Here is a 12,639-nt window from a genome sequence, read left to right on the forward strand (position 1 = left end):
CCAGAGTCGGCGTTCGGGTCGGGGCCCCCGGCCGCTGCCGCAGGGGTTTTCAGCGCTTCTCGATCGGCACCCAGCTCAGGTTCTCCGGCCCGACATAGTTGGCGCTCGGGCGAATGATCTTGGCGTCGATGCGCTGCTCGATCACATGCGCGACCCAACCGGTGGTGCGCGAGATGACGAAGATGGGTGTGAACAAGGGGGTCGGAACGCCCATCTGCGCGTAGGACACCGCCGAGAACCAATCGAGGTTCGGGAACATGTGCTTGATGTCCCACATGACGGTTTCGAGGCGGTCGGCGACCTCGAACATGCGCATGTCCTCGTTGGACTGGGACAGGCGACGCGCGACCGTCTTGATGACCTCGTTGCGCGGGTCACCGGTGGTGTAGACCGGGTGACCGAAGCCAATGATGATCTCCTTGCGTCCGACCCGCTCGCGGATGTCCGCCTCAGCCTCGTCGGCGCTGAAATAGCGGCTTTGGATCTCGCAGGCGGCCTCGTTCGCGCCGCCGTGCTTGGGTCCGCGCAGTGCGCCGATCGCGCCCGTGACGGCGGAGTAGATGTCCGAGTTGGTGCCGGCGACCACGCGCGCGGCGAAGGTCGAGGCGTTGAACTCATGCTCGGCGTAGAGGATCAGCGAGGTGTGCATGGCGCGCACCCACTCGGCCGACGGAGACTTGCCGTGCAGCAGGTGCAGGAAATGTCCGCCGACCGACTCGTCGTCGGTCTCGACCTCGATGCGCCGGCCGTTGTGGGCGAAGTGATACCAATACAGCAGCATGGAGCCGAAGCTGGCGATCAGGCGATCGCCGATGTCGCGGGCGGCGGCGACCGGCATGTCGTCCTTCTCGGGCTCCAGGGTGCCGAGCAGGGATGCGCCGGTGCGCATCACATCCATCGGGTGCGCCGAGGGCGGGATCTGCTCCAAGGCGGTCTTGAGAGCAGCGGGCAGACCGCGCAGCGAGCGCAGCTTGCGCTTGTAGGACGCAAGCTCGGCGGATGTCGGCAAATGCCCGTGGATCAGCAGGTAGGCGATCTCTTCGAATTCGGCCTCGTCTGCGAAGTCAAGGATGTCGTAACCGCGATAATGCAGATCGTTGCCGGTGCGCCCGACGGTGCAGACAGCGGTGTTGCCCGCGGCGGTGCCGGACAGGGCGACCGATTTCTTGGGTTTCGGCAGTTGGCTCTCTTGGTTTTCGGCCATCGTGTTCTCCTCGGTCGGTGTGATGTTGGGGAGCCGCCAGCCGCCAGCCGCCAGCCTCCAGCTATCAGCTATCAGCTATCAGCTATCAGCTATCAGCTTTCAGCTTTCAGCTTTCAGGCAGCGGTGTTCATGCTGGAGGCAGAGGGCTGGAGGCTGGCGGCTTTCCTCAATCTTTGCCCTGCGCAAACAGCTCATCGAGCTTCTGCTCGAAGCCGTGGTAATTGAGGAAGTCGTAGAGATCCATGCGGGTCTGCATGCTGTCGACCACGGCGGCTTGAGTGCCGTCGCGGCGGATCGCCTCGTAGACCTTGAGTGCGGCGAGGTTCATGGCGCGGAAGGCCGACAACGGGTAGAGCACCAGCGACACCCCGACGTTGCCCAGCTCGGTCGTCGTGAAGAGCGGGGTGGAGCCGAACTCGGTGATGTTCGCAAGGACCGGGACCTTGACCGCCGCGATGAACTGCTCGTATTGGGCCAACTCGGTCATGGCCTCGGGAAAGATCATGTCCGCGCCGGCCTCCACACAGGCGACGGCGCGCTCGATGGCCGAGTCGATCCCCTCGACAGCCAAGGCATCGGTGCGGGCCATGATGACGAAGTCGTCGGTGCGTGCATCGACGGCGGCCTTGATGCGGTCGACCATCTCCTCCTTGGAGACGATCGCCTTGCCGGGGCGATGACCGCAGCGCTTGGCCGCGACCTGGTCCTCGATATGGCATCCGGCTGCGCCGGCCTGGTTCATCAGTCGGACCGTGCGGGCGATGTTGAAGGCGCCGCCCCAGCCGGTGTCGGCGTCGACCAAGAGGGGCAGGGCGGTGGCGTCGGTGATCCGGCGCACATCCTCCAGCACATTGTCCAAGCTGGTCATCCCGAGATCCGGGATCCCGAAGGAGCAGGCCGCCACGCCGCCGCCCGAGAGATAAAGCGCCCGATAACCGGTGCGCTCAGCCATCATGGCGTGATAGGCGTTGACGGCGCCGACCACCTGAAGAGGATGCTCCTCTGCAACGGCGAGCCGAAGGCGGGCGCCGGGTGTGAGAGTTTCGGTCATGCGGGTGGTCTCCTTCGATGTGGAACTTGGTCGAGAGCTGTTGTAGTTGAGAGCTGTAAGGGTCTTAGCTATCAGCTATCAGCTATCAGCTATCAGCTATCAGCTATCAGCTATCAGCGTTTATTCGGTCTGATCCGATCGAATCGGCATTCAATTGCATCGTGTTCTCGGGCACCTCGTTTACTCCGCACCCTCCGGAAGCTAACAGCTAACAGCTAACAGCTAACAGCTAACAGCTAACAGCTAACAGCTAACCGCTCCTCGCTCCGCACCGCTCAAAGCTCGCCCGCCAGCCGGCGCTCGACTGCCCGTCGCGAGGCGCGGATATGCCGCCGCATCAGCCACTCAGCCAGTTCGCCGTCGCGTTCCGCGATGGCGTCTGCCACCATCTCATGCTCTTTGAGCGCATCCGCGGCCCGATCGCTCTTCATCCCGAACTGGCAGCGATACATGCGCGCGAGGTGGTAGAGGTCGTTGCAGAGGATATCGATGAGGCGCCGGTTACCGCTGCCTTGGACGATGCGAAAGTGGAAATCCAGATCGCCTTCCTCCTGGAAATAGGTCTGCCAGTCGGCGCGAGCGACCTCGCGCCTGTGCTGCTCCAAGAGGCTCTTAAGGTCTGCGATGGCCGCATCGGACATGCGTTCCGCGGCGATGCGCGCGGCCATGCCCTCGAGCGCCTCGCGGATCACGTAGATCTCCAGGAGTTCATCGTTCGACAGGGTGATGACCCGCGCGCCCAGATTCGGGCGGCGTTCGACGAGATTGGTGGATTCGAGCCGGCGCATGGCCTCGCGCAGCGGGCCGCGGCTGATGCCGTAGCGGGCCGCGAGTGCCGGCTCGCTGATCTTGCTGCCGGCGGGGATCTGGCCTTCGACAATCGCCTGGCGCACCTGACCGAAAACACGATCGGCGATCGTCGAGGTTTCCTCGCTCAGGGGTTCGGTGGTGGCAGATGTCATAACTGTCGACACTTGATCCAGGAATGACCCTAATTTAGCCCATTTACCGGATCTGTCAAGTTTAAGTGTCGACAAAATGTCGCGCTAGGGTCGGGTTGCGAACCCCGACCCCGGCGGTTGAGCGGGGCGGCCGGATCAGGCGTGCCGGGCGTAGCCGATCGTGCCCAGAGCCGTTTCGATCTCTTCGAGGATCGATGGGTCGTCGATCGTGGCGGGCATGCGGTAATCCTTGCCGTCGGCGATCGACTTCATGGTGCCGCGCAGGATCTTGCCCGAGCGGGTCTTGGGCAGGCGCTGCACGACGACCACGGTCTTGAAGGCGGCGACGGGTCCGATCTGATCGCGGACCAGATTCACCAGCTCTTTGGTGATGACGGCATCGTCGCGCGAAACGCCCGATTTCAGCACCACCAGGCCCAGCGGCAGCTCGCCTTTGAGCTGATCGTGCGCACCGATCACGGCGCACTCGGCCACATCCGGATGGGATGCCAGCACGCCCTCCATCGCGCCGGTGGAGAGTCGGTGACCTGCGACGTTGATGATGTCGTCGATGCGGCTCATCACGAACAGGTAGCCGTCCTCGTCCAGGTAGCCCGCATCGCCGGTGAGGTAGTAGCCCGGTTGGGACGAGAGATAGGACTGGATGAAGCGCGCGTCGTTGCCCCAGAGGGTCGGCAAGCAGCCGGGCGGCAGCGGTAACTTGATCATGATGCGGCCGATGTCGCCGGGTGCGACCGAGACGCCCTCGTCGTCGAGGACCTGAATGTCGTAACCGGGTACCGCTCGGGTCGGCGAGCCGGGCTTGACCGGGAGCTGCTCGATGCCGAGACAGTTCGCGGCGATCGCCCAGCCGGTCTCGGTCTGCCACCAATGGTCGATGACCGGGATATCCAGGATCTTCTGCGCCCAGCCGAGTGTATCCGGGTCGCACCGCTCGCCTGCGAGGAAGAGGGCGCGCAGGCTTCCGAGATCGTAACGCGCGAGATGCTCGGCGTTCGGATCGTCGCGCTTGATGGCGCGGAAGGCGGTGGGCGCGGTGAAGAGTACGGAGACGTCGTGCTCGGAGATGACGCGCCAGAAGGCCCCGGCATCGGGTGTGCCGACCGGTTTGCCTTCGTAGACGATCGTGGTGCAGCCGGCCAACAACGGCGCATAGACGATGTAGGAGTGTCCGACCACCCAGCCCACGTCCGATGCGGCCCAAAAGACCTCGCCGGGTTTGACGTTGTAAACGTTCTCCATGCTCCAGGCCAAGGCGACCGCGTGTCCGCCGTTGTCGCGCACGACGCCCTTGGGCTGGCCGGTGGTGCCGGAGGTGTAGAGGATATAGAGCGGGTCGGTCGCGGCGACCGAGACGCAGGCGGCCGGCTCGGCGGCGGCCAGTGCCTCGGTCCATCCCAGGTCACGTCCAGCGATCAGGGTGCCGGGCTCCTGCTCGCGTTGCAGGACGATGCAGTGCTCGGGCTTGTGCTCGGCCAGATTGATGGCTGAGTCGAGCAGCGGTTTGTAGTGGACGACCCGGTTCGGCTCGATGCCGCAGGATCCGGCGACCATCACCTTGGGCTTGGCGTCGTCGATCCGGGTGGCCAGCTCGCGTGCGGAGAAACCGCCGAACACCACCGAATGGATGGCGCCGATCCGGGCGCAGCCGAGCATGGCGACTGCGGCCTCGGGGACCATCGGCATGTAGACGATGACCCGGTCGCCCTTGGTGACGCCGAGCGCGAGCAAGGCGCCTGCGAAGCGCGCGACCTGATCCTGCAGTTCCGCATAGGTGATCACGGTCTTGGAGCCGGTGACCGGGCTGTCGTGAATGATCGCGGGCTGATCGCCCCGTCCTGCGGTGACGTGCCGATCTACGGCGTTGTAGCAGGTGTTCAGCATCCCGCCCGCGAACCAGCGATGGAAGGGGGCATCGGAGCTGTCCAGGACCTTGTCCCACGGCCGATCCCAGTCGATGAGCTCGGCGGCCTCGGCCCAGAACGACTCCGGATCCTTCATCGATCGCTCGTAGACGGCTTGATAACCCATGGTGATTTCCTCGGTAGTTAAACCGCGCCCAGCGCGGTATGCGATGTTTTTTTGGATGGGATCGGCCCCGGAAAACGTGACGACCGCTGGAGTTGGCGCGATTTAAGATATTAAAAAATATATCATTTTAAACCGCGTCTCCGCTAATGGCTGTAGATGCACCAACCGTCGAGTTCACTCGACAATGAGCATCTCGCTCTGGACGCGGTTTAAGACCGGAAGGCTTCTGCGTATTTGCTGCGATGCAACACTAGTGCGGGTGATGAGAATTTGCAATCCGCACTCGGGCTTTGTCCGGACCGCGCGCTTGGGGCGCGCGGTCCGGACAAAGCCCAAGGATACTTAGGTCGGGCAGCGTTCATTCGACCGGCCACCCAAACCTTCAGGGACTCGTGACACCGCTTTGCGGTGTCACGCATGCCCTTGGCGCTCTGCGCCACGTGCCGCTATGCACATCGCTACGAACGATGCCTTATGTCATGCGGTGCCGGGATGGCGAGGGATTGGCTGCGAGCAAGGCCGTCGAGTTGCGGATGGCATATGTACGGGGATGAGCGAGCCAGCGGACCTTCGGATTGACGAGGATACCGGCCGTCGGGTCGAGCAGGATACGTCAGGATGCTCACGGGTATCGCAAGTACCCCGGGGCCGTTGGAATGGGATTCCTGGCTCGATCAATCACCGAGCAGCCCGTGCTCGGCGCTGTAAAAAACAATCTCCTAAATTCCTAAACCGCGCCGACTCCGGCGCCGGTGGGTCGCACCAGCGCCGAGCCGAGTCACGAACGGCGCATGTCGCGCCGGGCGCGGTTTAGCAGCCGTTTAGCGGGCGATCAGGGCAAAACTCTCCTCGGCCGCATCCAGCGTCGCCTGAATCTCGGCCTCGCCATGCGCCATCGAGACAAAGCCGGCCTCGAAGGCCGAAGGCGCCAAATAGACCCCGCGCTCCAACATGGCATGGAAGAAGGTCTTGAACTGATCCTGATTGCAGGTCGTCGCCTGCTCGTAATTGGTGACCTTCTCGCCGGTGAAGAAGAGTCCGAACATCCCGCCGGCTTGGTTGGTGCTGAAGGGGATCCCCGCGGCATCGGCGCGTGCCTGCAGACCGGCGAGGAGCTGCGCCGTGGTGGCGCTCAGGCGGTCGTAGAAGCCGGGCTCGCTGAGCAGCTCCAGCGTCTTGAGGCCGGCGGCCATCGCGATCGGGTTGCCCGAGAGCGTGCCGGCTTGATAGACGGGTCCGAGCGGGGAGATGCGGGACATGATCTCGCGCTTGCCGCCGAAGGCGCCGACCGGCATGCCGCCGCCGATGACCTTGCCGAGCGCGGTCAGATCCGGGGTGACGCCGAACAGTTCCTGGGCGCCGCCGCGCGAGACACGGAAACCGGTCATGACCTCGTCGAAGATGAGCACGGTGCCGTATTGGTCGCAGATCTCACGCAGCCCTTCGAGGAATCCCGGCACGGGCGGGATGCAGTTCATATTGCCGGCGACCGGCTCGACGATGATGCAGGCGATCTCGCTGCCGATCTCGGCGAAGGTCTCGCGCACCTGTTCCAGGTCGTTGTAGGCCAGGGTAATGGTCAGCTCGGCCAAGGCCGCGGGCACGCCGGGGGAGCTCGGCTCGCCGAGGGTCAGTGCCCCGGAGCCGGCCTTGACCAGCAGCGAGTCGACATGGCCGTGGTAGCAGCCCTCGAACTTGATCACCTTGTCGCGACCCGTGTAGCCGCGAGCCAGACGCAGGGCGCTCATGGTCGCCTCGGTGCCGGAGCTGACCATGCGCACCATGTCCATGCTCGGAACCAGCTCGCAGACCCGGTCGGCCATGGTCGTCTCGAGCTCGGTCGGGGCGCCGAAGGAGAGGCCCTTCTGGATGCGCTCCTGCACGGCCGCAATGACCTGCGGATGGGCGTGTCCGAGGATCATGGGGCCCCAGGAGCCGACATAGTCGACATAGCGCTTGCCGTCGGCGTCGATCGCGTAGGCCCCGGAGGCGCTGTCGAAGAAGACCGGATCGCCGCCGACGCCGCGAAACGCGCGCACCGGCGAGTTCACGCCGCCGGGGATATGGCGCTGCGCGGCTTGGAAGAGATCATGGGATCGGCTCATCGGGGGGTCTCCGTCGACAAAAAGTGAGGCATAGGCGCGCGCCGCGGCGGCGAGGTCCGGCTGCGCAAAGACACCGGTCACGACCGCCAACATCCGGGCGCCCGCCGCGATCAATAGCCCGCCATTTTGTGGCGTGATCCCGCCGATCGCAACCGCGGGAATTCGAAGGCTGTCGCGTGCGGCGCTCAGACGCTCCACGGATGCACGCACCGCATGCGGTTTGGTGGCTGATGGGAAGAAACTTCCGAAGGCGACATAGCTCGCACCGGCCCGCTCGGCGGCTCGGGCGAGGGCCATGTCATCGTAGCAGGAGACGCCGATGATGGCGTCGTCTCCCAGGCGTCGCCGGGCCGTGATCGGGTCGCCGTCGTCGCGGCCGAGGTGCACCCCGTCGGCGCCGATATCGGCGGCGAGTTCGACATCGTCGTTGACGATGAAGGGCACCCCGGCGACACGGCACACGCCCAGGACCGCGGCGGCTTGGGCGCGTCGCAGCTGCCGATCCCGGCCCTTTTGGCGATATTGGACGAGCCTGGCGCCGCCCGAGATGGCCTGCGCGACCTGCTCGGCGAGGACGCCGGGGGCCTCCGCGGTATCCGGGGTGATCAAATAGAGTCCGTCGAGGTGTGTCATCGGTCGAGTGCGTAAAGACGATTCGGTGTCAGTTGACAGCGGCCGGTCCGGAGCGCCCGATCGAGGCTCTCCCAGGTATAGGCTTGGGCTTCGGCGACGGCCTCCTGCATTGTCGCCCCGAGCGCGAGGCGGGCGGCGATCGCGCTCGCCAGCGTGCAGCCCGAACCGTGATAGTCGCCGGGCAAGCGCGGCCAGTCCAGGCGTTGTTGAAGACCATCGGCGTTGAACAGCCAATTGGTGACGTCGGCCGTGTCGTCATGCGTGCCCGTGATCAGAACCCATCCTGCGCCAAGCGCGAGTAGGCGCGTCGCGCACTCGCTTGGATCGAGTGCACCGGTCAAGGTTTGCGCCTCCGGCAGATTCGGCGTGACGAGCGTGCTGCGACGAATCAGGCCCACGCGCAACCGATCCACCACGGCGGCGTCCGCGACCCGTTGTCCGGCGCCGCTGCCCAGCACGGGGTCGAGGACGACCGGAAGATCGGGGTTTTCGTCGATCAGGGCGCCGAGCAGGTCGATCAGCGGGGCGCTGCCGATCATCCCGATCTTGAGTGCGCTCGGGCTGCAGTCGCGCAAGAGAGCGCGGCACTGCCCTTCGACGTGCTCCGGGGCTTGCGGATAGATGCGCGAAAGCCCGCAGGTGTTTTGCTCGGTCAGTGCGCTGATCACGGTGACCGGGAAGGCGCCCGCAGCCCGCACGGCCTCGGCGTCGGCAATAATACCCGCTCCGCCGCTCGGGTCATGGCCGCCGACGCAGAGGACGACGGGTCGGTCGTTGAGGGTACGCATGGGAGGAGTCTCTTCTGTGCAGCCGGCATGTGCGGTCGGATGGGGCCGTTCCGCGCCGCCGCGGAGTGGGTTCCGCGGAACCTCGGAGATGATTCGCCCGAGCTTCGTTGAAATCCGAGTCGACCCGCCCGACCATTGGAGCCCATTAAACCCCGGTGCGATTATGGATGTCGATCCCGACACACCCTCGCGCCGGGGGCCGGAACCGCGACGGAGCGACCTGATGAAGACCTACATGTGTGTGATTTGCGGCTTGATCTACGACGAGGCCGAGGGTTGGCCCGACGACGATATCCCGCCCGGGACGCGGTGGGAGGACGTTCCGCTCAACTGGAAGTGTCCCGAGTGCGGTGCCGGGAAGGACGACTTCGAGATGGTCGAGGTCTGATGTACCGTGATTTTGAAGATCCAGCGACGCCGAGAAGCGGCTCGATGGGCGAATCCGACGGGAATCACGGGCTCGGTAGTTCCCGCGCATTGCCGATTTTCTCGTCTACACTCCTTGGCATGGACGCGATTGCGGAACGACAGGTGAGCGGACTCGAGGGCCTTGAGGTTGCCGGGCTCGCCAGGCGGTATTGCGATCTCATCGAGGCGTCTACGGACGAGCACCGTCGGCGTTGGCTGTGGGATGTCGCGAGCCTTCTGCCGCGTCTGCAGGCAGCCATCTCCTCGGTGTCGGCCCCGGTTTCGGGCGTTTTTCCGATGAGCGCGGTGGATCTGGATGCGCGCTTCGAGCTGTTCTGGCGCCTGCGTCGGCGGCTCGCCGATCGCGACGGTTATTGGCTGGAGTTCGATCGGGCCAGCGAGGGCGCCGACGGGATGACCGGGAGCTTGGCGGACGATCTGACCGACATCTATTGCGAGCTGAAATCCGGACTCGGGCTCTATGCATGTCACCCCGAGCGCGCCTTGAGGGGCTGGGCCTACGGGTTCGATCGTCACTGGGGCCAACATCTCGTCGATGCCGAGCGCCACCTCGCCCTGCTCGCCGCGCAAGGTCGGCTCGACCTTTGACCCTTAATCTTGCGGTAGTATAATGGTCGGGTTTTCTGCTAACCTCCCGCGTTAAACCGATTTGTCAAGAGGTCGATTCCTATGTCCGCGGTATTGAATGAAATAGAGCTGACGCTGACCGCGCCGGCTCAGGCGAAGATGGCCGATCTGTTCGAGCAAGTCGACGACAACGTGCAAGGCGTGCGTGTGTTTGCGACGCCCGGGGGCTGCAGCGGCATCAGTTTCGGGATGACCTTCACCGACGCCATCAACGACGACGACGGCGTCTTGGCATTCGACGGCTTCAAGGTCGTAGTCGACGACGGTACGCTGCCCTATCTGCGCGGTGTCGAGATCGACTTCGTCGATCAAGGCGACGGCAACGCGACCTTCGTCTTCAACAATCTTCCGCAGCTCGGCGGCGGCGGAGGCTGCGGCTCTTGCGGGTCATCGTCGTCCTCGGGCGGCGGCTGCTCCTGATCCCGAAAGCCTTGTGTCGCCTCGAAACGAGAAGCGGCTTATGCCGCTTTTTTCGTTGGGGCGATAGAGGATCGCGTTCTGTTTTTCGCACGTTTGGAGTCGAGTCGGTATGGTGAGGGTCGGAATCGTCGGCGGCACGGGATATACGGGTGCGGAGCTCTTGAGGATCTTGGCACGGCACCCCGCTGCTGAGCTGGCGGTCATCACGTCGCGGAGCGAGGCAGGGATCCGCGTTGCCGAGATGTTTCCTCATCTGCGGGGACGGCTGGATCTCGAGTTCACCGTGCCCGACGATGGCGCGCTGGCTGAATGCGACCTCGTTTTTTTCGCCACGCCGAACGGAACGGCCATGAAGGCGGTGCCGGATCTGCTCGGGCGCGGCGTGCGTGTGGTCGATCTGGCTGCCGACTTTCGTCTGAAGGATCCAGGTCTCTGGGAGACCTGGTACGGCATGCCTCATGCCTGTCCCGAGCTTTTGGCCGAGGCGGTCTACGGGTTGCCGGAGCTCAACCGGGATGACTTGCGCGGCGCACGACTGGTGGCGAATCCGGGTTGCTATCCGACGGCAGTGACACTCGGGTTTCTGCCTCTGCTCGCCGCCGGTGTGGTCGACCCGACCTGGTTGATTGCCGATGCAAAGTCCGGCGTGAGCGGTGCCGGGCGCAAGGCGACGACGGGTTTGTTGATGGCCGAGGTCGGCGAAAGCTTCAAGGCGTATTCCGTCACCGGGCATCGACATGCTCCGGAGATCCGCCAGAACCTGGAACGCTTTTCCGGTGCGGAACTGAATCTGACCTTCGTGCCCCATTTGGTCCCGATGATCCGTGGGATCGAGGCGACGCTCTATGCGCGCTTGACCCGACCCGACGTTGATCTCGACGACCTCTTCTCGACCTATTACGCGAACGAGCCCTTCGTGGATCCGATGCCGGGCGGGGCGCATCCGGATACCCGCTCGGTGCGTGGTGCAAACCTCTGCCGGATGGCGGCGACGCGCCAAGGTGACTCCGGTGTGGTCGTTGTCCAGTCCGTGATCGACAATCTGGTGAAGGGCGCGGCAGGGCAGGCGGTTCAGAACATGAATCTGATGTTCGGCATCGACGAATCGGCCGGGCTGGATGCGTTGGCTCTCCTACCCTGAGGGCCAGGCCCGTTTGAGTCCGACGACGCCGGGTGAGCCGATGTGCAAGCGGTCCAGTGCTCTGTCCTTCGGTCCGGGATCATTCGATTCCCATGCCTGAGTCATTGCGGCGCCTCTCCTATCGGCTGCTGGCGGGCGGTTTCTATGCCGTTCTCTTGGCTGCGGCGCTTTGGGCAGGGTTCGAGCTTGGCCAGGAGCGTGTGACGTCGATCGTGCAGCCGGAGTTGGTTGCGCTCGATAGGGAGCGCCTTGACTTGATTGCGCAGCGCGATGTGCTGCGAGACGAGCTGGCAGCCGCGCTGCGCGAACGGGTGATTTCCGAGCGCAGTGGCCAAATCGAGCGGGAGACGGCGCGCGCGCTGACCGATCAACTCAAGGAAGCGCAAGAGGCCCGCTTGGATTTGAGTCGGGAGCTTTCGTATCTGAAGCGGCTGGTCCAGGACGGCCAGCGCGGTGCAATTCGGGTTCATGACCTGCGCATCGTCTCCGCAGGGACCCCCAAGACGTTTCGCTATGCCTTCACGCTGACCCAGGTCGTGCCGGGATTCTCGGAGTCCACCGGGCACATTCGATTCGAGATCGAAGGGCGGAACCCAAGCGGTGCGGCGACGCTGTCGCTCGAGGACCTCCCGAGCGCAGCGCCGCGAGCCCTTCCGATCGCGCTCGAATATCTCCAAAGTCTGTCGGGGACCTTCGAGCTCCCCGGCGATTTCGAGCCGACCGGTCTTCTGATCGGGGTCGAGCCGTCCGACGACCGCTTGATACCGACGTCGGAATCCTTCCCCTGGGCACCGACGATCGAGGCGCCGTCGCCAAGCGGCTCGCCCGAGGAGGCGTTGTCTAAAAGGACTTGATGCGACTTGAACCGGATTGCTGACCCGAGAGGTCTCACGCGTCGACTGACTCGCCGACCGGTCTTGCGCGCTTGAAAAAACCGACGGAGAGCATAGGATAAGACTCCTAATCTCCTCAACCCGAGAGCCAACTGTTATGACGACTGACGTTGCCGCTGATTTACCGCTGGTTTTTACCACCTCCGCCGCGTCCAAGGTGGCTCAATTGATCTCCGAGGAGGGTAACCCTTCGTTGATGCTCCGGGTTTACATCCAGGGGGGCGGGTGTTCGGGCTTCCAATACGGCTTTACGTTCGATGAAGAGATCCAGGACGGCGACACCGAGGTCGTTACGGACGGCGTCACCTTGCTGGTTGACCCCATGAGCCTCCAGTATCTAATGGGCTCCGAGATC

The 12,639-nt window shown here is 64.2% G+C and carries 12 protein-coding genes and 1 pseudogene (1 of these 13 running past the window's edge); 6 read left to right on the plus strand and 7 right to left on the minus strand.

Annotated features, from left to right (window positions below):
• Positions 1 to 49: 49 nt before the first annotated feature.
• The 7 genes and pseudogenes from prpC to thiD all read right to left on the minus strand — a co-directional run bounded on the left by prpC (position 50) and on the right by thiD (position 8,774).
• Entirely contained in the window at positions 50 to 1,204 is a 1,155-nt protein-coding gene (gene prpC / locus BDD21_RS09755; protein ID WP_120797017.1) for a bifunctional 2-methylcitrate synthase/citrate synthase, read from the minus strand.
• A gap of 166 nt (positions 1,205 to 1,370) precedes the next feature.
• Entirely contained in the window at positions 1,371 to 2,255 is an 885-nt protein-coding gene (gene prpB, locus BDD21_RS09760; protein WP_120797018.1) for a methylisocitrate lyase, read from the minus strand.
• A 275-nt stretch (positions 2,256 to 2,530) separates the two neighbouring features.
• Positions 2,531 to 3,217, minus strand: a complete 687-nt coding sequence (locus BDD21_RS09765) for a GntR family transcriptional regulator (protein WP_120797019.1) — start codon at positions 3,215 to 3,217, stop codon at positions 2,531 to 2,533.
• Between the two features lie 135 nt (positions 3,218 to 3,352).
• The gene (locus BDD21_RS09770; RefSeq protein WP_120797020.1) at positions 3,353 to 5,248 is read right to left on the minus strand and encodes a propionyl-CoA synthetase; all 1,896 of its coding nucleotides are present in this window, start codon (positions 5,246 to 5,248) and stop codon (positions 3,353 to 3,355) included.
• An 821-nt stretch (positions 5,249 to 6,069) separates the two neighbouring features.
• Positions 6,070 to 7,353, minus strand: a complete 1,284-nt coding sequence (gene hemL, locus BDD21_RS09775) for a glutamate-1-semialdehyde 2,1-aminomutase (RefSeq protein WP_211335195.1) — start codon at positions 7,351 to 7,353, stop codon at positions 6,070 to 6,072.
• Between the two features lie 48 nt (positions 7,354 to 7,401).
• Positions 7,402 to 7,986: pseudogene (gene thiE, locus BDD21_RS28255) on the minus strand (thiamine phosphate synthase); the annotation flags it as partial.
• Entirely contained in the window at positions 7,983 to 8,774 is a 792-nt protein-coding gene (gene thiD, locus BDD21_RS09780; RefSeq protein ID WP_120797022.1) for a bifunctional hydroxymethylpyrimidine kinase/phosphomethylpyrimidine kinase, read from the minus strand. The pseudogene thiE and the gene thiD, both read right to left, overlap by 4 nt.
• A 223-nt stretch (positions 8,775 to 8,997) precedes the next feature.
• Between thiD and BDD21_RS09785 the strand changes: the two genes are divergently transcribed.
• The 6 genes from BDD21_RS09785 to erpA all read left to right on the plus strand — a co-directional run.
• On the plus strand, positions 8,998 to 9,162 hold the full coding sequence (locus BDD21_RS09785) for a rubredoxin (RefSeq protein WP_007191431.1): 165 nt from the start codon (positions 8,998 to 9,000) through the stop codon (positions 9,160 to 9,162).
• 143 nt (positions 9,163 to 9,305) lie between these two features.
• On the plus strand, positions 9,306 to 9,791 hold the full coding sequence (locus BDD21_RS09790; protein WP_245969503.1) for a DUF5063 domain-containing protein: 486 nt from the start codon (positions 9,306 to 9,308) through the stop codon (positions 9,789 to 9,791).
• 81 nt (positions 9,792 to 9,872) lie between these two features.
• Positions 9,873 to 10,250, plus strand: coding sequence for a HesB/IscA family protein (locus BDD21_RS09795; protein ID WP_120797024.1), 378 nt, complete (start codon positions 9,873 to 9,875; stop codon positions 10,248 to 10,250).
• Between the two features lie 109 nt (positions 10,251 to 10,359).
• Positions 10,360 to 11,391: an N-acetyl-gamma-glutamyl-phosphate reductase gene (gene argC, locus BDD21_RS09800; RefSeq protein ID WP_120797025.1), complete on the plus strand. Its 1,032-nt coding sequence runs from the start codon at positions 10,360 to 10,362 to the stop codon at positions 11,389 to 11,391.
• Between the two features lie 92 nt (positions 11,392 to 11,483).
• Positions 11,484 to 12,245: a DUF6776 family protein gene (locus BDD21_RS09805; RefSeq protein WP_120797026.1), complete on the plus strand. Its 762-nt coding sequence runs from the start codon at positions 11,484 to 11,486 to the stop codon at positions 12,243 to 12,245.
• Between the two features lie 136 nt (positions 12,246 to 12,381).
• Positions 12,382 to 12,639, plus strand: the 5' portion of a protein-coding gene (gene erpA / locus BDD21_RS09810; protein ID WP_120797027.1) for an iron-sulfur cluster insertion protein ErpA. 93 nt of this gene lie beyond the right edge of the window; the window shows 258 of its 351 coding nt (coding positions 1-258); the start codon lies at positions 12,382 to 12,384; its stop codon lies off the right edge, out of view.

Origin of the sequence: Thiocapsa rosea, from assembly GCF_003634315.1 — a bacterium.
Lineage (GTDB): Bacteria > Pseudomonadota > Gammaproteobacteria > Chromatiales > Chromatiaceae > Thiocapsa > Thiocapsa rosea.